This window comes from Roseomonas sp. HF4 (assembly GCF_005222755.1).
Lineage (GTDB): Bacteria > Pseudomonadota > Alphaproteobacteria > Acetobacterales > Acetobacteraceae > Neoroseomonas.
Genome location: NZ_STGD01000007.1, coordinates 1 through 21,304, shown reverse-complemented (window position 1 = coordinate 21,304; position 21,304 = coordinate 1). Strand labels below are relative to the sequence as shown.

Genomic DNA, 21,304 nt, shown 5'->3' with positions numbered 1-21,304 from the left:
GAGAGTCCCCATGACAGCCCCGCTCCGCTTCGGATTCGTGGTCCTGGTGCTGCTTGGCGCCGGCCCGGCCGCCGGCCAGTCCAGCCTCGGCGGCGCGGGCAGCCTGCCGCCGCCGCAGCGGCCGGGCGGCGCGCCGGCGCCCACCACCGCCCCGGCGCCGACGACCCCGCCCCGCGCCGCGCCTCCGCCCGCGCCCGCGCCCGCTGCGCGGCGCCCCCCGGCGCAGCCGCCTGCGTCGCGCCCGCCGGCCGCCGCGCAGCGCCCCGCGCCCCCGCGCGAGACCACGCCGGCCCCGGTTGTCCGCGCGCCGAGCCGCCCGGATGCCCGCCCGGCCCGCAGCGGCGCGCCCACGCCGCCCCAGGGCCGCGGCCGTGCCGCCGCCGGGGCGGCTGCCGGCGCCGCCGCAGGGGCCGCCGCCGCGCCGCCCCGCCCGGCCGAGCCCGCCACGCCCCCGGCCCCGGCGCCGGAGCCGCAGCCCTCCGTCGGCTCGGTCACCAACCTGCCGCTGCCCCGCTTCGCCGCGCTCCGGTCCGACGAGGTGAACCTGCGCGCCGGCCCGGGCACGCGCTTTCCCATCGAATGGACCTACCAGCGGCGCGAATTGCCGGTGCAGATCATCCGGGAATTCGAGCTCTGGCGCCGCATCCGCGATCCCGAGGGCACCGAGGGCTGGGTCCATCAATCGACCCTGATGGGCCGCCGCAGCGCCCTGGTGCGGGGTGCGCCAGGCAGCGAGACGGCGCTCCGCCGCCGCGCCGCCGAGGATGCGGCGCCGGTGGCGCGGCTCCGCCCCGGCGTCATCGTCCGGCTCCGGCACTGCGAGGCGCGCAACCCCTGGTGCGAGGCGCAGGTCGGCGAACATCGCGGCTGGATCCGCCGCGCCGACCTCTGGGGCGTGGCAGCGGAGGAGGAGATCAAGTAGCGCACGCCTTGCAGCCGCCCCTCCGCCCGGCCTAGCCTTCGCCCATGCCGGACGATCCCCGCACCCCCGCGACCCACGACATCGGCGGCCTCGCCCGCTTCCACTGCACCCCGGTCGAGCATGACGAGGCGCCGCCCGACGGATTCGGCAAGCGCGTCGATGCGCTGCGCCAGGTGCTTGCGCAGAAAAAGCTCATGACCGTGGACGAACTGCGCCGCGGCATCGAGAGCATCCCGGAGGGCGAGTATTTCGACCTCGGCTACTACGAGCGCTGGCTGCGCTCGATCGCCGCCCTGATGGTGGAAAAGGGCCATGTCGGCCCCGAGGTGCTGCGATGAGCGACGCCCCCCGCTTCGCGCCCGGCGCCACGGTGCGCGTGAAGGACGACTGGCCCGAGCGCCGCGGCCCCTGCCACATCCGCACGCCGCACTATATCCGCGGCCGCACCGGCCAGGTCGTGCGCCCGCTCGGCGCCTTCCCGAACCCCGAGGACCTCGCCTTCGCGCGCCCCGCGCCGAAGCGCACGCTCTACCACGTGCTGTTCGCGCAGGAGCCGATCTGGCACGAGGGCCGGGCCGGAGACACGGTGATGGTCGAGGTCTTCGAACACTGGCTCGAGGAGGCCTGAGCATGGCCGCGCCCCCGCGTCCCGAGAGCCTCGCGCTGCTCGACCGCCTCGTCGCCGCGCTCGAGGCCAAGGGCATCGTCACCGAGGCCGAGATCGCCGATCGCCAGTCGAACACGGACAAGGCGAGCCCCGAGACCGGCGCCCGCATGGTGGCCAGGGCCTGGACCGACCCCACCTATCGCGCGCTGCTGCTCTCCGACGGCCGGGCCGCGGCCGAGGCGATGGGCGTGTCGATGGCCGGCGCGCCGCCGCTCGGCGTGCTCGAGAACACGCCCGCGCGGCATCACCTCGTCGTCTGCACGCTCTGTTCCTGCTACCCGCGGGCGGTGCTCGGCTATCCGCCCGGCTGGTACAAGTCGTTCGCCTATCGGTCGCGTGCCGTGCGCGAGCCGCGGGTCGTGCTGGCCGAATGGGGCGTCAGCCTGCCCGACAGCGTCGAGGTCCGCGTGGTGGACAGCACCGCCGATTACCGCTGGATGGTGCTGCCGATGCGTCCGGCCGGCACGGACGGGTGGGACGAGGCACGGCTCGCCGCGCTCGTCACGCGCGATGCGATGGTCGGCGTCGCGGTGCCGCGGGCCGGCTGATCAGGCCGGGGCGGGCGGCGGCAGGTCCTCGCCGACCTGTACCGAGACATCCACGTGCAGCGCGGCGAAGTCGTCCGCGCGGCCGATATAGCCGCCGCCCACCGGCACCGCCTGTTCCGGCGTGCGCGTGGCGCCCACGCGGATCAGGTTCTCGCCGGCCACGAGGCCGTTGGTCGGGTCGTATTCGATCCATCCGGCGCCGGGGACGTAGATCGCGACCCAGGCATGCGTCGCGCCCCCGCCGACCGTGCCCTCCCCGCCCGCCTCATACAGGTAGCCGCTGACGAAGCGCGCCGCGAAGCCGAGCGCGCGCGCCGCCTCCATCATCAATAGGGTGAAGTCCCGGCAGGCGCCGCGCCCGGTGGTCAGGGTCACGGTGGGCGGGTTCGTGCCCTCGGCGTCGCGCGCCTCGTAGTCGAACTCGTCCTTGATGGCGCGGGTCATCGCCTCGAGCATCGGCAGGGTGCGCGTCTGCCCGCCCTGGGCAAGGAAGCGCCGCGCCCAGGCATCGACGCGGCGCTCGGGGTCGGGCAGGTGCCGTTCCACGAAATGCGCGAGGTCGGGCGCTTCCTCCGCCCCATAGGAGAAGGGGAAGACCTCGACCGAGGGGTCCAGCGTCGCGCGCGGCAGGGCGGGCCCGGCCGGGTAGTGCGTCAGGTCGAGCGCCGAGACGATCTCGAGCCGATCAGTCCGCTCCTCCGGATCCCAGTCGAGCAGGCAGATGGAATTGCCGAAGACATCATGCGCCCAGCGCGTCGAGGCGGGCGCCGGGGAGATCGACAGCGTCGCGTCATGCAGGCGCAGGTCGTGGCTGTCGCGCGGGCGCACCAACAGGCGGTGCTGCGACAGGCCGACCGGCGCGTTGTAGGCATAGCTGGTGGCGTGGCGGATGTGGACACGGGCCATGCGGAATTCCCTGGCGGCGACCGATGGTACGGCCGGCCGCGCCGCATCCTACCGCAGACCGCACCGCAAGGCTGCATCAAGGGGCCGCGCGGTCGGCGCGGCCCGCCCGCGTCACGCCCCGCCGTAGATGAAGACCGGCATGGGCTGCGTGTCGTCCTTCACGTCCTTCACGCCCGGGATGCCCTCGGCCAGCACGCGCAGCGCCTTCTGGATGGCATCCGAGCGGCGGAAGCCGTGGAAGGTGACGATGCCGTCCTTGACCTCGACCATCGTGTAGAAGGTGTCGGTCCAGGGCTGCTTCTTCATCGCCTCCATCACCGCGCGGCGGACCCGCTCGTCCGAGAGTTCGACATCCTGATGCGGCGGCGCCACGAGGGCGCGCAACAGGTCGGCGCGGCTGACGATGCCCCTGAGCTTGTCGTTCTCGACCACCACCACGCGGCGGATGCCTTGGCGCTCCATCATCTGCGCGACATGCGCGGCCGTGGTGTCGGGGGTGACGGTCACAACCTTCTCGGTCATCAGGTCCTGTGCGGTGACGCCATGCGTGCGGGCGAAGCGCTCGGCCTGGCTCGCGGGGTCGGCAAAGAGCGCGCCGAACCAGGAGGCCGGCTTGTCCTCCTCCCCGGCCAGGCGGCGGATCAGGTCGGCCTCCGTGACGATGCCGAGCACCTTGCCCGCGCCGTCCACGACCGGCACGGCCGAGATGCCGCGGTCCGCGAGCAGGCGCGCCATGGCCATGACCGGCGTCTCGGGCGGCACGGTCACGACATCGGGGGTCATCAGGTCACGAGCGAGGGGGCCGGTCATCGGGGTTCCTCCGGGAATTCGATCTTTCCCTTTTCTCGCCGTTCCGGATGCCCCGCCTTGCGCCAGATCAACGGGGCGGGCTTCAAAGCCCGGACAAAGGTCGCTATCAGGGGCGCAGACCCAACAAGTCCGGAGGACGTTCATGGACGGCATCAATCGCCGCACGCTCATCGCGGCCGGCGCTGGCGCATTCGCGCTGCCGCGCCTCGCCCACGCACAGGCGGCGCAGCAGCTCGCGATCGCGACCGGCACGACCGGCGGCGTGTACTATCCGCTCGGCGGCGCACTCGCGAACTATCTTTCGCGCGGCATCCCGGGCATGAGCGCGACGGTCGAGGTGACCGGCGGGTCGGTCGCGAACCTGCAGCTGCTCGGCGCCAACCGCGTCGGCATGGTGATCACGCAGGTCGATGCGGCGGTGGATGCGGTGCGCGGCAACGACCGCTTCCGCGGCCGCCCGGTGCCGGCGCGCGCCATCGCCGTGCTCTACACCAACCGCATGCAGGTCGTGACGGTCGCCTCCACGGGCATCCGCACCATGGCGGACCTGCGCGGCAAGCGCGTCTCGACCGGCGCGCCGGGCTCGGCGACCGAGGTCATGGCGTTCCGCCTGATCGAGGCCGCCGGCCTCGACCGCGACAAGGATTTCCGCGCGCGCGAGAGGCTTTCGCCGGCCGAGAGCACGAACGCGATCAAGGACGGCAAGCTCGACGCCTATTTCTTCGTCTCGGGCTTCCCGACCAGCGCGATCACAGACCTCGGCGCGACGCCGGGCGTGCAGCTCGTGCTGATCGACCATGACGAGTATGTGCCGCGCATCGTCGAGAAGTACGGCCCGGTCTATTTCCCCGAGGTCATCCCCGCCGGCTCCTACCCCGGCCAGGCCACGCCGAACCGTCAGATGTCGGTCGCGAACGTCGTCGCGGTGCGGGAGGACACGCCGGCCGCGCTGGTGACGCAGATCGTCGAGATCATGTGGAACAACCGCGAGGACTGGGCGCGCGTCCATTCCGCCGCGCGTGACTTCAAGCTGGAAGGACAGAAGACCGCCGCGGCCGGCATCCCCTGGCACCCGGCGGCGCAGGCCTTCTGGACGGCGCAGGGCGCGCAGCTCGGCTGAGACCGGCCCGGGGGCCGCGCGCCCCCGGCCCGCGACATGCGGGAGCGCCCCGGCAGGGCCGCTCCCGCCCCGTTCTTGACGAAGCCCTGCCGGAGCAGCGCCCGTGACGACACACCACCTCCCGCCCGAAGCGGCGGCCGACACGCTCGACGAGCAGACCGCCGCGAAGGTCGAGGCGCTGATCGAGGAGGAGGAGGGCGCGCAGAACCGCTTCACCGGCTGGCTCGGCTACGGCGCCACCGCGCTGGCGCTGTCGATGTCGCTGTTCCACCTCTGGGCGGCATGGGACATCGTGCCCACCACGACGCTGCGCTTCGTCCATGTCGGCTTCGCGCTGGTGCTGGGCTTCGTGCTGTTCCCGATGCTGCGGCGGCACCGCAACCGGCTGATGCCCTGGGACGTGGCGCTGGCCGGTGCCGCGATCTATGTCGTCTGGTACCTGATCGCCGGCGGCGACGACCTGCAGGACCGCGCCATCTTCCCCGAGCCGATGGACATCGCGGTGGGCTGGATGCTGATCGCGCTGGTGCTGGAAGCCACGCGCCGCGCCACCGGGCCGGTGATGCCCGCGGTCGCGATCTTCTTCCTGCTCTATGGCTTCTTCGGCAACCACCTGCCGGCGCCCTGGCAGCACCAGGGCTACGATTCCATCCGCATGATCCCGCATCTCGCGGTCGGGCTCGACGGCATCTTCGGCACGGCGGTGGATGTCTCGGCCACGCTGATCATCCTGTTCACCATCTACGGCGCCATTCTGCAGGCGACGGGGGCGGGCAAGTTCTTCGTCGACTTCTCCTTCGCGGCGACAGGCGGCAAGGCGGCCAGCGCGGGGCGCACGGTCGTACTCTCCTCCTTCCTGCTCGGCGGGCCGTCGGGGTCGGGGGTCGCCACGACCGTCACGCTCGGCACCGTCGCCTGGCCGATGATGAAGAAGGTCGGCTACCGCGCGGACGATGCGGGCGGGCTGCTCGCGGCCGGCGGCCTCGGCGCCATCATCTCGCCGCCGGTGCTGGGCGCGGCGGCCTTCCTGATCGCGGAATACCTGAAGCTCGGCTACCTCGACGTGCTCAAGATGGCGGTGATCCCGACCATCCTCTACTACGCGTCGCTGCTGTTCATGGTGGAACTCGACCAGAAGCGTATCCGCGCGCAGCGGGGCGGCGTGGACGTGGCGGACACCATGAAGGTCGAGCCGATGGGCGTGCTGCTGCGCCGCTACGGCTTCCACTTCACCTCCCTCGTCGCGATCGTGGGCTTCATGGTGTGGGGGTATTCGGCGACGCTGTCGGTGCTCTACGCGATGGTGCTGGCGATCCTGCTCTCCTACATCCGGCCGGAGCAGGCGCTCTGGCCGAAGCGCCTGGTCGAGGCGCTGGCCAACGGCGCGGTGCAGGCGGTCGGCATCGCGGCCACCTGCGCCAGCGCCGGCATCATCGTCGGCGTCATCACCCTGACCGGCCTCGGGCTCAAGTTCAGCGACATCGCGATCCAGGCAGCCGGCGGGTCGGTGGTCGTCACGGCCCTCTACACGGCCCTGATCGTCTGGGTGGTCGGGCTCGCGGTGCCGGTCACGGCGTCGTACATCATCTGCGCCGTGGTGGCGGCGCCGGCGCTGATGAAGCTCGGCGTGCCGGACTACGCGGCGCACATGTTCGTCTTCTACTACGCGGTACTGAGCGAGGTCTCGCCGCCCACGGCCCTCAGCCCCTTCGCGGCGGCCGCGATCACGGGCGCGGGGCCGTACCGCACCACGCTGCAGGCGTGGAAGTACACGCTGCCCGCCTTCCTGCTTCCCTTCGTGTTCGTGACAGACCCCGAAGGCGTCGGCCTGCTGCTGAACTTCCGCGACGGCATGACCTGGCTCGATGTCGTGTGGCAGGCGGTGCTGGCGGCGGGCGGGCTCGCGCTGCTGGCTGCGGCGGCGCAGGGCTACGCGCGGCGCCTGCTCGCGGTGTGGGAACGGATCGGCTTCACCATCGCGGGCCTGCTGATGATCTTCCCGGCCCTCGTGCAGCACGCGGCGTCGGATGCGGTCCCGTATCCGCATCTGATCGGCATCGCGCTCGCCGCGCTGCTCCTGATGCTGCAGGGGCGGGGGGCGCGGGCGCCCGCCTGATACCGGACGCACGAATTTCGGCCCTGCGTCCCGAAGGGCCGGGCGCCCGAACGGGCGCCGCGGCTTGTGCCGCGAAGCCAGGGGCCGCGGATGTGGCCCGCCCGGCGCATAAGGGGCACGAAGGTGAAATCTTCATGCGCGCGGCCTGAGCCCTCAGCCGCGCCGGTAGCCGAGCGCGACGACGCCGTTCGGATAGGGTCGCGCCGCATCCAGCCGCCAGTCGCGCGGTGTCCCTGCCGCCGCAAACAGGCGGATGCCGGCGCCCAGCGTCACCGGCATGACGAAAAGATCGATCGTATCGACGATCCCGCGCGCAAGGCAGTCCTGCGCCACGGCGGCACCGCCGAGCAGCCATATGTCGCCTGGCGTCTCCGCGCGCAGCCGGGCGACAACGGCACCGACATCCCCCGCGGCCGCTTCCACCCCCGGCGGCGGGTCGGGGTCCAGGGGGCGGTGCGTCAGCACCACCACGCGCTTGCCGGCATAGGGCCAGTCGCCGAAGCCGCGCGCCTGGTCATAGGTCGTGCGCCCGGTCAGGACACTGCCGATGCCGGCGAGGAATCCGGCCAGGCCGTAGTCCGCGGCCTCGAAGCGCGTGAGCCAGTCCACGCCGCCCTGCCGGTCGGCCAGGCAGCCGTCGAGCGAGACGGCGGCATAGAGTCGCAACAATCCGGTCACGCCCGGCGGCGCCACTGCGCGCGCACGGCCCGCACCCGGCCAAGCAGCGATGGTCCCGCCACGCGTGCGCGCAGCGCCGCCGCAACGGCCCGCGCCGCAGCCTTCGCGCGCGCCGCGGCGCGCCGGGCGGTCTGCCATGCCGGGCTGGCGTCGAGGAAGGCGTGCGCACGCGCCAGCAGCGCGAGGACATGGCCGCGTGCCCAGGCAAAGGCGCGGATTTCCATCAGCTTCGGCAGGGCGACCACGTAGAGCCTTGCCGAGAACGCCGTGCCCGCCGTCTTCGCCCCCAGCAGCAGGGCGACGCCACCGAGCCAATGGCCGTTGCCGACGAGCCAGAGCGCGGCGAGCTTGAGCGGAAACAGCGCGACGATCGGCGCCGCGAAGAACAGCAGCACGGCCCGCGCATCCAGCCGCAGGATCAGGCGCTCCAGCGCCGCGAAGACGGGAATGCGCGCGAACAGCGCGCCGAGCGCCTCGGCCCAGGTCCAGATCGTCTCCTCCAGCACGACCCAGAGGAAGGCGACCAGCAGCAGCGGCGGCTTCAGGAGGCTCCGGACGGTGGGGCGCCAAGTCATGCGGTCATCCTAGGGCAGCGCCCGGCCCGGCGTAACCGCGCGCGGCTCCGCCGGGCCGGGCGCTGCCCTAGACAGGCAACCTCACCCGCGCCCTGAGCCCGCCGAGCGGGCTCGCCTCCAGCACGATGTCGCCGCCATGTGCGCGCGCGATGTCGCGGGCGATGGCCAGGCCGAGCCCCGTGCCGCCCGCGGAGAAGGTCGCGAAGGGGCGGAACGCTTCCTCGCGCTTCTCGGGCGCGAGGCCGGGGCCGTCGTCGTCCACGGTCACCTGCGCCCAGGCGCCCGCCTCCCCGCGCGGCACGCGGGCGACGCCGACCGCGATCCGCCGGGCATGGCGCCGCGCATTGTCGAGAAGGTTCCCAAGGCACCGTCGGAGCGCATCGGCGCGCAGCGGCATCACGAGCGACTGCGATTCCGCCGCGACATCCACCTGCGCGCCATCGCGCCGTGCCTTGGCGGCGACCTCGCCCACCAGGTCCACGAGGTCGGTCGGCTGCGCCTGCTCGAGCCCCTCCCCACGCGCGAAGGCGAGGTAGGCGGCGATCAGCCGCTCCATCTCCTCCACGTCCTGGGTCATGCCCTGCGCGTCCTCATGCGCCGCCTCGGGCAGCATCGCGAGGCCGAGGCGGAGCCGCGTCAGCGGCGTGCGCAGGTCGTGGCTGATGCCGGCCAGCATTTCCGTCCGGCTTTCGACGAAGCGGCGGATGCGGCCCTGCATGGCGTTGAACGCGATCGCCGCCTGCCGCGCCTCGGCCGCGCCCTCGGGCTTCATGGGGCCGATGTCGCGGCCGCGGCCGAAGGCGTCCGCCGCCTCGGCCAGGCGGCGGACGGCGCGAACCTGGTTCTTCATGAACAGGCCAGCCACGACGAAGACCAGGAGCGAGGAGCCGACCACCCAGATGACGAACAGGTAGAGCGTGCCGCTGAACAGCCGCTTGCGCGCCGCCTCCACGTGCAGCACGCCGTCGGGCAACTGCACGCGGATGATCACGCTGCGCGGGTCGGACTGCCAGTCGGTGTCGAACGGCAGCCCGACGCGTTCGCGCATCGCCGCGGCCAAGTCTTCCTCGAGCGGCAGCAGCGGCAGCGAGGCGCCGCGATTCGCCGAGGGTCCGAGCGTCGCCTGCGCCTCGAGCGCGAGGGAGAGGTCGAGACGCCACGCGGCCTCGCGGAAGATCCAGCCGCGGTCCTCCTGCCGGGGATTGCGCGCGAGCAGCTCGACCACCATCGCCACGTCGCCCGCGACGCCGGCGGCAAGCCGGCGCGAGATGACGTCGAGGTGGCTGCCATAGAACAGGAAAAGCGCCACCACCTGCACGACCACCAGCGGCACCAGGATGATGAGCAGCGCACGCCCGAGCAGCCCACGCGGCACGAGGCGGCGCAGCGCCACCATCATGGGACGACCACGGCAGGGTGGCCCGCCCCCGGCGTTCCGAGCAAGGTCGACGGGGGGCGGAAATTTGCCTCTCCCCACCTGCGGCTGGCCGCGCTCACGACCCCGGCCTCAGCACGTAGCCGCGGTGCCGCACCGTCTGGATGAAGCGCGGCTCCCGCGGGTCCGCCTCGATCTTGCGGCGCAGGCGCGTCACCTGCACGTCGATGGCACGCTCGCCGGCCTCGGGCGTGCCGAGCGCCTCGCCGATATCCTCGCGGCTCAGCACCTCGCCGGCGCGGCGGGCGAGGGCCTGCAGCAGCGCCGCCTCGCCGCCCGTCAGGCGCACCACGCCGTCGGGCCCCCGCAGTTCCGCGCGCTCGGTGTCGAACCAGCGCAGTCCGAGCTGCACCGGCGCCGTGGCGAGCGGCTGCGCCGGCGCGGGCGCGGCACGGCGCAGGATGGTGCGGATGCGCAGCGCCAGTTCCCGCGGGTCGAAGGGCTTGGCCAGGTAGTCGTCCACGCCGTGCTCGAAGCCGGCGATCCGGTCCTCCGGCGCGCCGCGCGCGGTGAGCATGAGGATCGGCACCTCGTTGCCCTGGCCGCGCAGGGCTTCCGCGAGCGCGAGGCCGGATTCACCCGGCATCATGACGTCGAGCACCATGAGGTCGAAGGTCATGGCGCCGATCGCGCGGCGCGCGGCCTCGGCATCCGGGGCCGCGGTCACGCGGAAGCCCTGCTCGGTCAGGTAGCGCTGCAGCAGGGCGCGCAGCCGCGCGTCGTCGTCGACGACGAGGAGATGGGCCGTGTCGGCCATGCTGTTCATCGGTGCGCTCCGGGCGCGGGGCCTTCCAGCTGCTCGAGGGCCGCGGTCGCCTGCTCCCCCATCAGGCCGCGCATGACGCGGCGGAAGCCTTCCACCGCCGCGGGGCCGGCCTCGCGGTAGGCGCGCATCACGGTCTCGCGCTGCCGCTCGAAGAGCCGGCGCTCGAGGTCGGCGCCCTTGTCCGTGAGCGCCAGCAGGCGCTGGCGCCGGTCGTTCCGGCCGGGCGTCTGCGTCACGTAGCCTTCCTCGACCAGCGGCTGCAGCACGCGGCCGAGGCTCTGCTTCGTGATGGCGAGGATGCCGAGCAGGTCGCCCACGGTGATGCCGGGCCGGCGGCCGACGAAATGCAGCACGCGATGATGCGCGCGGCCCATGCCGAGCTCGGCCAGGATCTCGTCGGCGCCGGCGGTGAAGTCGCGGTAGCCGAAGAACAGCAGGTCCTGCGCGAGGCGCAGCTCCTCTTCCCGGAGAAAGAGCAGGTTGCGCCCGGCCGGCAGCGGGCTGCGCTCCGGCGCCTCGGCGGTCTGCGCGCTGATCTTGGCTGGCATGTCGCGGGATCGACCTCCTCTTGGGTCAGTATCATTGACGCATCCGACGTGTCATTCTAACTTATGGCTCGTTGAAGCAACATTCTTTCGTGACGATCGCCGCACGGGCGCAGAAGAAACCCGGAAGGACACGCCGCATGGGCCAGTTCCCCATCACACGCACCACCGCGCCGAAGCAGAAGCCGGCCGATGATTCGCTCGCCTTCGGCAAGGTCATGACGGACCACATGTTCCTCATGAACTACGAGGAGGGAAAGGGCTGGTTCAATCCGCGGATCGAGCCCTACGGACCGCTCAGCCTCGATCCCGCGACCTCGGTGCTGCACTACGGCCAGGCGATCTTCGACGGGCTCAAGGCCTTCCGCGGCGAGGACGGGCGGATCCGGCTGTTCCGCGCCGACCGGCACGCGCAGCGCTTCGACCGCTCGGCGCGCATCATGTGCATGCCGTCGCTGCCGGTGGACGTGATCCGCGCCTCCTTCGACGCGCTGGTCGCGGTGGATGCGGACTGGGTGCCGCGCAAGGCCGGCACCTCGCTGTATCTCCGGCCGACGATCATCGCGACCGACGTGATGCTCGGCGTGCATCCGGCGCACAGCTACCTCTATTTCCTCATCCTCTCGCCGGTCGGCTCCTACTACAGGGAAGGCGTGAAGCCGGTGCGGATCCTGGCCTCGGACAGCCACGTGCGGGCCGTGCGCGGCGGCACGGGGGAGGCCAAGACCGCGGCGAACTACGCGCAGTCGCTCGCCGGCCAGCAGGACGCCGCGGCGGCGGGCTACACCCAGGTGCTGTACCTGGACGGCGTCGAGCGCCGCTACCTGGACGAGGTCGGCACCATGAACATCATGGTGCGGATCGGCGACGAAGTGATCACGCCGCCGCTGGCGGGCACGATCCTCGATGGCGTGACGCGCGCCTCGACCATCCAGCTCATGCGCGACTGGGGGCTGACCGTGACCGAACGGCCGATCGCCATCGAGGAGGTGATGGCCGCGGGCCGGGACGGAACGCTCCGCGAGATGTGGGGCACGGGGACGGCCGCGGTCGTCTCGCCGGTCGGCACGCTCGGCTACAAGGGCGAGGACGTGCTGATCAACGGCGGCGAGACCGGCGAACTGACCCAGCGGCTCTACGACGCGATCGTCGGCATCCAGTACGGGCGGACGAATGACCCGCATGGCTGGACATCGGTGGTGCCGCTCGCCGCCTGACCGCGCCGCCGGACGTCCGGGCGGCGTGTCGTGCCCGGCGCCGGATGTCAGTCCTCGATCGAGAAGGCGTCGCGCGGGGACGGCGTGGTCCGCGAATACTCTATCGCGGTGTAGCCGCCGCCCTGGTAGCGCTCGGTCACCGGGTCGGCGGTGATGCCGCCCACCTCGGGCCGCCAGGGCTCGGCGCTGTCTTGCGGCGCCCAGCCGATGCGGTCGCGATGGTCGCGCGCCCAGTAGGAGGCCGGGTTGTCGGAACACGCCCAGATCACGGCATGGCCGGCGCGATCGGCGAGCACGCAGCGCTCGATCAGTCGCGTCAGGTCCCCGTAGGACAGCCAGGTCGAGAGCATCCGGCGGTCGATCGGCTTCGGGAAGCAGGAGCCGATGCGCAGGTTGACGTTCTCGATCCCGTGCTTGTCCCAGTACATCCGGCCCATCAGCTCGCCATAGGCCTTGGACAGGCCGTAATGGCCATCGGGGCGGAAGGCGCAGTCGAGGTCGAGCCGCTCGTTGTTGCCCTCCGGCCGCTCGTGGAAGCCGATCGAGTGGTTGGAGCTGGCGAAGACGACGCGCGCCCCCTCCCGCCGCGCCGCCTCATACACGTGATAGAGGCCACGGATGTTCGGCCCGAGCACCTCCTCGAAGGGGCGCTCCACGCTGATGCCGCCGAAATGCAGGATCGCGGCGCAGCCCTCCGCCTGGCGCAGCAGCGCCACGCCGTCGTTCAGGTCCGCCTTCACGAAGGATGCGCCCGCCGGCAGCGGGTCGGGAAATGGGGCGATGTCGGTCAGCCGCAGCCGCCAGCCCTTCTGCGCGAGCGCGACGGTAAGGTGCCGGCCGAGATTGCCGGAGGCGCCCGTGAGCAGCACGGGCTTCGAGGGAGCGGTCATGGCGTCAGCCTCCGTAGCCGAGGAGCAGGCGCGGCAGGGTGAGCGAGATTGCCGGCCAGTAGGTGGTGAGCAGCAGCGCGACCAGGATGGCGCCCCAGAACGGCCAAATGGTGCGCATCACCTCTTCCATCCGGATCTTGCCGATGGCGCAGCCGACGAACAGCACGGCGCCGACCGGCGGCGTGGTCAGCCCCAGCCCCAGGTTCATCATCATCACCATGCCGAACTGCACGGGATCCATGCCGATGGCGATCACGACGGGCAGGAAGATCGGCGTGGTGATGAGGATCAGGGCCGCCATGTCCATCACGGCGCCGAGCAGCAGCAGGCAGACGTTGATCATCAGCAGGATGACGACCGGGTTGCTGCTGATGGCGAGCATGCCCTCGGTCAGGATGTCGGGCAGCCGGTACATCGCGAGCAGCCAGGCGAAGGCGGTCGCGGTGCCGACCAGCAGGAAAACGACCGAGGTGGTGCGCACGCTGGCCTTGACCGCGATGACGAAGTCCACCCAGGACAGCGCGCGGTAGACGAGCAGCGTCACCAGCAGCGCCCATATGGTGCCGAAGGCCGCGCTCTCGGTCACAGTGAAGACGCCCGACAGCACGCCGCCCAGGATGATCACCGCGGTCAGCAGGCCGGGCAGCGCATCGACGAAGGTCCAGGCCAGGTGGCGGAAGCCCTTCCAGCCATCCGCCGGATAGCCCCGGCGCACCGCCATGACATAGGCGGCGACGGCCAGGAACAGGCACATCATGATGCCCGGCACGATGCCCGCGATGAACAGCGCGCTGACCGAGATGCCGCCGCCGGCCGCCAGCGAATAGAGGATCATGTTGTGGCTCGGCGGGATCAGGATGCCGGCGATGCTGCTGGTGACCGTCAGGCCCACCGCGTAGTCGACGCCGTAGCCCTTGGCCTTCATCGCCGGGATCAGGATCGTGCCGGTGGCCGACGTGTCCGCGACGGCGGAGCCCGAGATGCCACCGAACAGCATCGAGGTGGAGACGTCCACCATGCCGAGCCCGCCGCGCATCCAGCCGACGCTCGCCCCCGCCAGCGCCACGAGCCGGCGCGCGATGCCGCCATGGAGCATGATCTCCCCGGCGAAGATGAAGAACGGGATGGCGAGCAGGGAGAAGATGCTCATGCCGCTCGCCATCTGCTGGAAGGCGACGGCGGGGTTGAGCCCTTCCCACAGGAAGCCCGCGACGGCCGCGATGCCGAGGCAGAAGGCCACCGGCACGCCGGCGACGATGCCGGCGGCAAAGACCGAGAAGATGATCAGCAGGCCGGGTTCCACGTGCGGCTCACTCCAGGAAGGCGGCCGCGGCGCCGCGCTTCTCCGGCGGCGTCGCGGAGAAGATGTCGTGCAGCACCTGCTCGATCGCGTAGAGCACCATCAGCGCGCCGCCGGCCACCATCGGCGCATAGGTCCAGCCCTGGCTGATGCCGAGCAGCGGGATCCTGAAGTTCGCGACGGTGCCGACGAGCTCCCACGACCACCAGGCCATGCCAGCGCCGAAGGCGCCCATCAGGATGTCGCACAGCAACGCGACCCAGCGCTGCATCCACGGCGGCAGCGCTTCCCGCACGCCGAGGACGCTGAGATGGAAGCGTTCCCGCACGCCGACCGCGGCCACCGGCATCGCGATGGCGAGGATGGCGAGCGTCGCGCCCCGCTCGATCCAGGTGGGTGTGTCGTTCAGCACGTAGCGACCGAAGACCAGCCAGCCCATCATCGCCACGAGACCCACCAGCGCCACGCCGGCCAGCGCGATGGTCACCGCAGACAGCCAGCCGAGCGCGCGGGAGAAGGCGCGCAGCGCCGCGGGCTCGTTCTTGTCCCGCGGTGCCGCGTGGTCCGCTGCCGTCACGGCATCTCGCGGATCTGGCGCACCAGGGCGGCCAAGCGCGCATCGGCGGCGTACTTCGCGTAGACCGGCTCCATCAGTGCGGCCCAGGGGGCGCGGTCGGTGATCTCGATGACCGTGACGCCGGCGGCGACCACGCGGTCGCGGGAGACGCGCTCACGCTCCGCCCAGGCGCGCCGCTGCAGCACGGCGGATTCGCGCGCCGCGTCGCGCAGGATGGCGCGGTCGGCCTCGTTCAGGCGCTGCCAGCGCTGGCGGGAGACGGCCAGCACCTCCGGCACGTTGGAATGCTCGGTGGTCGTGTAGTAGCGCGCGACCTCGAAGTGCCGGGTGCTTTCATAGGACGGCCAGTTGTTCTCGGCACCGTCGATCACGCCGGACTGCAGCGACGTGAAGACCTCGCCGAAGGGCAGCGGCGTCGGGTTGGCGCCCATCGCGCGCATCAGGTCGATCCAGAGGTCCGAGGTCTGCACGCGGATCTTCATGCCGCGCACGTCGGCCGGCGTGCGGACGGGGCGGACCGTGTAGAGGCTGCGCGCGCCGGCGTCGTACCAGGACAGCGCGATGATGCCGATGTTCTCGAGGTCGCGGGCGATCGCCTCGCCGGCCGGGCCGTCGATCGCGGCCTGCATGTGGGCCACGTTGCGGAACAGGAAGGGCAGCGTGACCACGTTGGTGGACGGCGCCAGGTTGTTGAAGGGCGAGAGGTTGAAGTTGGCGAAGTCGATGGTGCCCAGGCGCATCTGCTGGATCGCCTCGTCCTGCTGGCCGAGCTGCGCCGAGTGGAAGGTCCGCATCCGGATGCGGTTGTTGGTGCGTTCCGCGACCATTCGGGTGAAGGCGTCCATGCCCTGCCCGTTCGGGTAGTCGGCGGCATGGATGTTCCAGCCGCGCCATTCCTGGGCGGCGGCCGGCGCGGCGGCCAGGCCGAGCGCGCCGAGCGACACCGCGGCGAGCGCCGCGGCAAGGAAGCGGCGGGGCCGCCTGGTCCGGTGGGTCATGGACATCTCCTCCTGGGGGGGTCGGGCGGTGGGCCGCCTCTCGGGTGACTATGACTGCAATAGCAGATGGCAGGTTGACCGTCCGCGGGCTGGCCGTCAACGGGCACGGGGCAGCCTGCCACGGCTGGCGCCCGCCATGCGAGCGCTTACCGCTTCGCTGCGCTGCCGCGCGGCGGCGGCGGCAGCACCCCGTTGGTGACGAGCGAACGCAGGATGTGCCCGCGCATCCGCGCCTCCGCGAGCGCCGGGTCACGCTTGCGCAATGCGGAGAGGATGCCCTGGTGCTCGGCCAGCGCCTTGGGCAGGTCGCGCGGCGTGCTGCCGACCGCGCGGTGCCGGCCGAGGTGGTCGTAGGCGCGCAGCGAGGCCAGCGAGCGGATCAGGAACAGGTTTCCCGTCGCGCGATGGACCAGGGCGTGGAATTCCTCGTTCGCCTCGTCCAGCGTCTCGGTGTCGGCGGCTGCCGTCCCGCAGGTCATGCGCGCGACGATGGCGCCTAGGGCCGCCAGGTCACCCGCGTCCAGCCGCTCGGCCGCCAGCGCGGCGGCGACGCCTTCCAGCGCCGCCCGGATCCGGCCGAGCTCGGCGAGCTGCGCCGGCCCCATCTCCGCCACCACGGTGCCGCGGCGCGGCAGCGTGACCACCATGCCGTCCTGTTCCAGGCGACGCAGCGCTTCGCGCACGGGTTGCGCGGAAATTCCGAGTTCCTGCGCCAGGCTGCGTTCCGAGATCCGGCGCCCGGCCGGCAGCGCGCCCTGCACGATGGATTCGCGCAGGCGCCGATAGGCGCGTTCGCCGAGGGAGAGCGTGTCCTCCTCGGCCAGCGGCGCAAGTGGCGTGCGGGCTGTCTCGGCGGCCATGGACATCTGCCATAGCAGTTGGCAGCCTCCGGCGGAAGCACGAGGAGGAAGCCATGCCCCGCAAGCGCCCCGAGGAACTGCGCAGCCACCGCTGGTTCGGCGTGGACGACCTGCGCGCCTTCGGCCACCGGTCGCGCATGCTGCAGGCGGGCTATGCCGAGAGCGACTTCCGCGGCAAGCCGGTAATCGGCATCATCAACACTTGGTCGGAGCTCAGCCCCTGCCACTTCCACTTCCGCACGCGGGCGGAGGAAGTGAAGCGCGGCGTCTGGCAGGCGGGCGGCTTCCCGGTGGAACTGCCCGCTCATCCGGTGACCGAGCAGTACCAGAAGCCAACCTCGATGCTCTATCGCAACCTGCTGGCGATGGAGACCGAGGAGCTCGCGCGCAGCCATCCCTGCGACGGGCTCGTGCTGCTCGGCGGCTGCGACAAGACGCCGCCGGGGTTGATGATGGGCGCGATCAGCTCCGGCCTGCCCAGCATTTTCGTGCCCGCCGGGCCGATGCTGCGGGGCAACTGGCGCGGCAAGACACTCGGCTCGGGCTCGGACGTCTGGAAGTATCATGCGGAACTGCGCGCGGGGAACATCACGCCCGCGCAGTGGAAGGACATGGAGGGCGGCATCGCGCGGTCCTTCGGCACCTGCATGACCGCCGGCACCGCGGCCACGATGATGCTGGCGGTCGAGGCGCTGGGCTTCACCCTGCCCGGCGCATCCTCGATCCCCGCGGCGGATTCCGCGCATCCGCGCATGGCGACCGAGACAGGGCGTCGCATCGTCGAGATGGTGTGGGAGGACGCGACGCCCCAGTCGCTCATCACCGAGGGCAGCGTGGACAACGCGGTGACGGCGGCAATGGCCTTCGGCGGATCGACCAACGCCATCCCGCACCTGATCGCCATGGCGCGACGCGCGGGCGTCATGCTTGACCTCGAGCGCTTCGACGCGCTGTCGCGCCGCGTGCCGCTGGTGGCGAACCTGCGCCCCAACGCCGGCGAATACCTGATGGAGGATTTCTTCTACGCCGGCGGCGCGCGCGCCTTCCTGAACCGGATCCGCGACTTCCTGGATCTGTCCGCCCGCACCGTCACGGGGCGCACGATCGGCGAGGACATTGGCGGCGCCGAGGTCTTCGACGACAGCGTGATCCTGCCGATCGACAGGCCGCTGCAGGCCGAGGGCGGGCTTGCCGTGTTGCGCGGCTCGCTCGCGCCGCAGGGCGCGGTCATCAAGACCAGCGCGTCCGAGCAGCGCCTGCTGCAGCACACCGGCCCGGCGGTGGTGTTCGAAGACTACGCCGACCTCAAGAAGCGGCTCGACGACCCGGACCTCGACGTCACGGCGGACAGCGTGCTGGTGCTCAAGCAGGCCGGGCCGCAGGGCGGCCCCGGCATGCCGGAATGGGGCATGCTGCCGCTGCCGCAGAAGCTGCTGAAGCAGGGCGTGCGCGACATGGTGCGGATCAGCGACGCGCGGATGTCCGGCACGTCCTACGGCACCTGCGTGCTGCACGTGGCCCCGGAATCCCATGTCGGCGGGCCGCTCGCCTTCGTGCGCGACGGGGACATGATCCGCCTCGACGTCGCGGGCCGCCGGCTCGACCTGCTGGTGGAGGAGGCCGAGATGGCGCGCCGCCGCGCCGCCTGGACGCCGCCCGCGCGGCGCTACGGGCGGGGCTGGACCTCGCTCTACCTCGACTACGTCACGCAGGCGGACGAGGGCTGCGACCTCCGCTTCCTCGAAGGCACGCTGCCGACCCCGGAGCCCGACATCTACTGAGCCGGCGCGAGCGCGGCGTTCGACGCCTCGAAGCGCCGCGCGGCCATCTCGACGTCGAAGGGGCGCTCATCCAGGGTCTCGGGGTCCCACTCGCTGCGCTCGGCGCCGAAGAAATCGCCGCCATAGACGTGCAGCGCGCCGGTCAGGCGAGGGATCGGGTTCGTTACGGAATGGATGATGTCGCGCCCGAGCACCGCGCAGTCGCGCACGCCGAGCGATTTCGCGCCCGCGGCCTCGATGTGGTGCGCGTCGCCCCCGGGAATGCGGCGCCAGAAGATGTTGTCTTCCCGGCCCGTGTACATGCCGATCACGGCCCACATGCGGTGGTCGTGCGGCAGCAGCGTCATGTAGGGACCCCAGACGAGATTCAGGATCGTGAGGCCGGGCGATCGGTAGATCGGAAAGAGCCCCGCGCGGCGTGGCTCGCCGATCGCGGCAAGCACGGCGCCAGGATCGGATACGGCACGGGCAACGACCTCGCGCACCGACCGGTGCGTCCGGTCCTGAGCGATCGCGTCGCGGCACTCCGCGATGAAGCGTTCGATGTCGAACATGGCCCTGTCCTCCCTCGTGGCCGGTATGCCGGCCTACGCCACCCATTTTATTCCTCTCGCCCGTAGCGCGCACGCGGAAATGGACCGCGCCCGTCTTGCCGCGTGGCGGGGCAACGCAGGAAGATGACGGCGCACGCAGGAGCCGCGCCCGATGAAGACGATCACCCAAGCCGCTGCCGCCCTCGCCAACGGCCACACGACGGCCGCGGCCCTGACCGAGGCCGCGCTGGCGCGCATGGCCGATCCTTCCGGCGAAGGCGCGCGCGCCTTCATCGCCGTGCATGCCGCAAGCGCGCGCGCCTCGGCCGCGGCGATGGATGCGCTGCGCGCCGCGGGGCGCGCGCCCTCGGCCCATGCCGGCATCCCGATCAGCATCAAGGACCTGTACGACGAGGCCGGCGTGACCACGACCTCGGGGTCGGTCGTGCTGAAGGACGCGCCGCCGGCGAAGGCGACCGCGCCTTCCGTGCAGCGGCTGATCCGCGCGGGCTTCGTGATCCTCGGCCGCACCAACATGGTGGAGTTCGCCTTCTCCGGCCTCGGCGTGAACCCGCACCACGGTACGCCGTTGAGCCCGTGGGACCGCGCGACGGGGCGGCTGCCGGGCGGATCATCCTCCGGTGCCGGCGTGGCGGTGGCGGACGGCATGGGCTTCGCGGGCCTCGGCACCGACACCGGCGGGTCCTGCCGAATCCCGGCCGCGCTCTGCGGCGTGGTCGGCTGGAAGCCGACGGCCAGGCGGGTCACCATTGCGGGCATCCTGCCGCTGGCGCCCTCGCTCGATTCCGCCGGGCCGCTCGCGCGCAGCGTCGCGGATTGCGCGATCGTGGATGCCATCATGGCCGGTGCCGAGGATGTCGCGCCGCCGGCGCCGCTGCCGCTGGCGGGGCTCCGCCTCGGCCTGCCGCGCGGCACCTACCTGACCGATGGCATGGACGGCACCGTCGCCGCCGTGTTCGGCCGGACGCTGACGCGGCTGTCCGCGGCCGGCGCGCATATCGTCGAGTTCGACCTGCCGGAGCTGGAGGAGATCCCCGCCGCCAACGCCGCCGGCGGTTTCGCGGCGAGCGAGGCCTGGGCGATCCACCACCGCCTGGCGGCCGAGAAGGGCGACGCCTTCGACCCGCGCATCCTCAAGCGCATCCAGCGCGGCGAACGCATGTCGGCCGCCGACTACGTTGAGCTGGTGAACGCCCGGGCCCGCATCGTCGCCGCCGTCGCGCCGCGCACGGCACCCTTCGACGCCATGATCTGCCCGACCTGCCCGATCGTCCCGCCCCGCCTCGCCGAGGTGGCGGAGGAGGCCGCGTACAACCGCATCAACATGGCGCTGCTGCGCAACACCAGCGTCGGCAATTTCCTCGACCGCTGCTCGATCAGCCTGCCCTGCCAGGCGGAAGGCGAGCCGCCGGTCGGGCTGATGCTGACCGGCGAGCACATGGGCGATGCGCGGCTGTTCCAGGTGGCGGCGGCCGTGGAGGCGGCGCTCGGGCCATAATAAGGCTGCGGCCGTCAGGCGGCGGGACGCCCGGCCCGCGGCGCCCGGACGCGCGTCGGCTCGCTGGCCGGCGCGGTGGCCAGCAGCGCCGCAACGAAGGCGCGGTCCTCCAGCACGGCCTGCACGAGCCGCTCGAGCCCGCCCTGGAGCGCGATCACCGCGTTCGATCCGGTCGCGAGCTGGAGGGAGGGAACCTCCCCCTGGCCAGTGTAGACGCGCGAATAGACTTGTGCCCCGGTCCGGTCGAAGAGGCGGAGGTTGACCTGGATTTCCGCCTGCGCGCGACCAGCCCAGAAGCTGGACACCTCCAGAAACCCCTCGCCCTGAAGCCGTTCGGCTGATTCACTGACGCGGATTGGCGCGGGGGATGGCGATGGTTCGGCAGCCGGGTTTCTTCGATGTGGAGGAGCGGCTGCGGGAGCTGTCGGCCAAGGGCGATGACCTCGAGCGGATCGGGGCGCTGGTGGATTTTGCCATGTTCCGCGCCGAGCTGGAGCGGGCGGTGCCGCGGGCGGACGGCACGAAGGGCGGCCGGCCGGCC

23 protein-coding genes are annotated in these 21,304 nt (G+C 71.9%); 9 read left to right on the top strand and 14 right to left on the bottom strand.

What is annotated here, in order from left to right; translation table 11 throughout:
* Nucleotides 1-10: 10 nt before the first annotated feature.
* The 4 genes from E8M80_RS12175 to E8M80_RS12160 are packed head-to-tail and all read left to right on the top strand — an operon-like array spanning nucleotide 11 to nucleotide 2,137.
* Entirely contained in the window at nucleotides 11-922 is a 912-nt protein-coding gene (locus E8M80_RS12175; RefSeq protein ID WP_137125972.1) for an SH3 domain-containing protein, read from the top strand.
* Nucleotides 923-966: 44 nt separating this feature from the next.
* Nucleotides 967-1,260 carry an SH3-like domain-containing protein gene (locus tag E8M80_RS27030; protein ID WP_137125971.1) on the top strand — a complete coding sequence of 98 codons (294 nt, stop codon included), beginning with the start codon at nucleotides 967-969 and terminating at the stop codon, nucleotides 1,258-1,260.
* Nucleotides 1,257-1,550, top strand: a complete 294-nt coding sequence (locus E8M80_RS27025) for an SH3-like domain-containing protein (protein ID WP_137125970.1) — start codon at nucleotides 1,257-1,259, stop codon at nucleotides 1,548-1,550. The genes E8M80_RS27030 and E8M80_RS27025 overlap by 4 nt, the downstream gene beginning before the upstream one ends.
* A 2-nt stretch (nucleotides 1,551-1,552) precedes the next feature.
* Nucleotides 1,553-2,137, top strand: a complete 585-nt coding sequence (locus tag E8M80_RS12160) for a nitrile hydratase subunit alpha (protein WP_137125969.1) — start codon at nucleotides 1,553-1,555, stop codon at nucleotides 2,135-2,137.
* Here E8M80_RS12160 and E8M80_RS12155 read toward each other — a convergent pair whose 3' ends face one another.
* Nucleotides 2,138-3,043: a transglutaminase family protein gene (locus tag E8M80_RS12155; RefSeq protein ID WP_137125968.1), complete on the bottom strand. Its 906-nt coding sequence runs from the start codon at nucleotides 3,041-3,043 to the stop codon at nucleotides 2,138-2,140.
* A gap of 111 nt (nucleotides 3,044-3,154) precedes the next feature.
* Complete coding sequence (locus E8M80_RS12150; RefSeq protein ID WP_240790005.1) at nucleotides 3,155-3,853, bottom strand: CBS domain-containing protein; 699 nt, start codon at nucleotides 3,851-3,853, stop codon at nucleotides 3,155-3,157.
* Nucleotides 3,854-3,995: 142 nt separating this feature from the next.
* Here E8M80_RS12150 and E8M80_RS12145 point away from each other — a divergent pair, with 142 nt between their 5' ends.
* Together E8M80_RS12145 and E8M80_RS12140 are read left to right on the top strand one after the other, a co-directional pair.
* The gene (locus E8M80_RS12145; RefSeq protein WP_137125967.1) at nucleotides 3,996-4,973 is read left to right on the top strand and encodes a TAXI family TRAP transporter solute-binding subunit; all 978 of its coding nucleotides are present in this window, start codon (nucleotides 3,996-3,998) and stop codon (nucleotides 4,971-4,973) included.
* Nucleotides 4,974-5,076: 103 nt separating this feature from the next.
* Nucleotides 5,077-7,089, top strand: a complete 2,013-nt coding sequence (locus E8M80_RS12140; RefSeq protein ID WP_137125966.1) for a TRAP transporter fused permease subunit — start codon at nucleotides 5,077-5,079, stop codon at nucleotides 7,087-7,089.
* A gap of 153 nt (nucleotides 7,090-7,242) precedes the next feature.
* Here the strand turns inward: E8M80_RS12140 and E8M80_RS12135 are convergent, their stop codons facing one another.
* The 5 genes from E8M80_RS12135 to E8M80_RS12120 all read right to left on the bottom strand — a co-directional run bounded on the left by E8M80_RS12135 (nucleotide 7,243) and on the right by E8M80_RS12120 (nucleotide 11,091).
* Nucleotides 7,243-7,767 carry a dihydrofolate reductase family protein gene (locus E8M80_RS12135; protein ID WP_170979364.1) on the bottom strand — a complete coding sequence of 175 codons (525 nt, stop codon included), beginning with the start codon at nucleotides 7,765-7,767 and terminating at the stop codon, nucleotides 7,243-7,245.
* Complete coding sequence (locus tag E8M80_RS25950) at nucleotides 7,764-8,342, bottom strand: hypothetical protein (RefSeq protein ID WP_170979363.1); 579 nt, start codon at nucleotides 8,340-8,342, stop codon at nucleotides 7,764-7,766. Before E8M80_RS25950 ends, E8M80_RS12135 begins: the two co-directional genes overlap by 4 nt.
* A 67-nt stretch (nucleotides 8,343-8,409) precedes the next feature.
* Nucleotides 8,410-9,741: an ATP-binding protein gene (locus E8M80_RS12130; RefSeq protein WP_137125964.1), complete on the bottom strand. Its 1,332-nt coding sequence runs from the start codon at nucleotides 9,739-9,741 to the stop codon at nucleotides 8,410-8,412.
* 94 nt (nucleotides 9,742-9,835) lie between these two features.
* On the bottom strand, nucleotides 9,836-10,534 hold the full coding sequence (locus E8M80_RS12125) for a response regulator (protein ID WP_137126189.1): 699 nt from the start codon (nucleotides 10,532-10,534) through the stop codon (nucleotides 9,836-9,838).
* A 5-nt stretch (nucleotides 10,535-10,539) separates the two neighbouring features.
* Nucleotides 10,540-11,091 carry a MarR family winged helix-turn-helix transcriptional regulator gene (locus tag E8M80_RS12120; protein WP_137125963.1) on the bottom strand — a complete coding sequence of 184 codons (552 nt, stop codon included), beginning with the start codon at nucleotides 11,089-11,091 and terminating at the stop codon, nucleotides 10,540-10,542.
* A gap of 137 nt (nucleotides 11,092-11,228) precedes the next feature.
* Here E8M80_RS12120 and E8M80_RS12115 point away from each other — a divergent pair, with 137 nt between their 5' ends.
* A complete protein-coding gene (locus tag E8M80_RS12115; protein WP_137125962.1) occupies nucleotides 11,229-12,305 on the top strand; it encodes a branched-chain amino acid aminotransferase in 1,077 nt (358 codons plus the stop codon).
* Between the two features lie 47 nt (nucleotides 12,306-12,352).
* Here the strand turns inward: E8M80_RS12115 and E8M80_RS12110 are convergent, their stop codons facing one another.
* The 5 genes from E8M80_RS12110 to E8M80_RS12090 all read right to left on the bottom strand — a co-directional run bounded on the left by E8M80_RS12110 (nucleotide 12,353) and on the right by E8M80_RS12090 (nucleotide 16,930).
* Entirely contained in the window at nucleotides 12,353-13,195 is an 843-nt protein-coding gene (locus E8M80_RS12110) for an NAD(P)-dependent oxidoreductase (RefSeq protein ID WP_137125961.1), read from the bottom strand.
* A gap of 4 nt (nucleotides 13,196-13,199) precedes the next feature.
* Nucleotides 13,200-14,498: a TRAP transporter large permease gene (locus tag E8M80_RS12105; RefSeq protein WP_137125960.1), complete on the bottom strand. Its 1,299-nt coding sequence runs from the start codon at nucleotides 14,496-14,498 to the stop codon at nucleotides 13,200-13,202.
* Nucleotides 14,499-14,505: 7 nt separating this feature from the next.
* Nucleotides 14,506-15,072: a TRAP transporter small permease gene (locus tag E8M80_RS12100; protein WP_137125959.1), complete on the bottom strand. Its 567-nt coding sequence runs from the start codon at nucleotides 15,070-15,072 to the stop codon at nucleotides 14,506-14,508.
* Nucleotides 15,069-16,070: a TRAP transporter substrate-binding protein gene (locus tag E8M80_RS12095; protein WP_137125958.1), complete on the bottom strand. Its 1,002-nt coding sequence runs from the start codon at nucleotides 16,068-16,070 to the stop codon at nucleotides 15,069-15,071. The genes E8M80_RS12100 and E8M80_RS12095 overlap by 4 nt, the downstream gene beginning before the upstream one ends.
* A gap of 146 nt (nucleotides 16,071-16,216) precedes the next feature.
* The gene (locus E8M80_RS12090) at nucleotides 16,217-16,930 is read right to left on the bottom strand and encodes a GntR family transcriptional regulator (protein ID WP_137125957.1); all 714 of its coding nucleotides are present in this window, start codon (nucleotides 16,928-16,930) and stop codon (nucleotides 16,217-16,219) included.
* A 53-nt stretch (nucleotides 16,931-16,983) separates the two neighbouring features.
* Between E8M80_RS12090 and araD the strand changes: the two genes are divergently transcribed.
* On the top strand, nucleotides 16,984-18,711 hold the full coding sequence (araD, locus tag E8M80_RS12085; protein WP_137125956.1) for an L-arabinonate dehydratase: 1,728 nt from the start codon (nucleotides 16,984-16,986) through the stop codon (nucleotides 18,709-18,711).
* Here the strand turns inward: araD and E8M80_RS12080 are convergent.
* Nucleotides 18,705-19,265 carry a hypothetical protein gene (locus E8M80_RS12080; RefSeq protein WP_137125955.1) on the bottom strand — a complete coding sequence of 187 codons (561 nt, stop codon included), beginning with the start codon at nucleotides 19,263-19,265 and terminating at the stop codon, nucleotides 18,705-18,707. The genes araD and E8M80_RS12080 overlap by 7 nt on opposite strands.
* Nucleotides 19,266-19,416: 151 nt before the next feature.
* Here E8M80_RS12080 and E8M80_RS12075 point away from each other — a divergent pair, with 151 nt between their 5' ends.
* A complete protein-coding gene (locus E8M80_RS12075; protein WP_137125954.1) occupies nucleotides 19,417-20,763 on the top strand; it encodes an amidase in 1,347 nt (448 codons plus the stop codon).
* 14 nt (nucleotides 20,764-20,777) lie between these two features.
* On the opposite strand, the gene E8M80_RS25945 is transcribed toward E8M80_RS12075, so the two are convergent.
* Complete coding sequence (locus E8M80_RS25945; RefSeq protein ID WP_170979362.1) at nucleotides 20,778-21,068, bottom strand: hypothetical protein; 291 nt, start codon at nucleotides 21,066-21,068, stop codon at nucleotides 20,778-20,780.
* Nucleotides 21,069-21,304 lie beyond the last annotated feature (236 nt).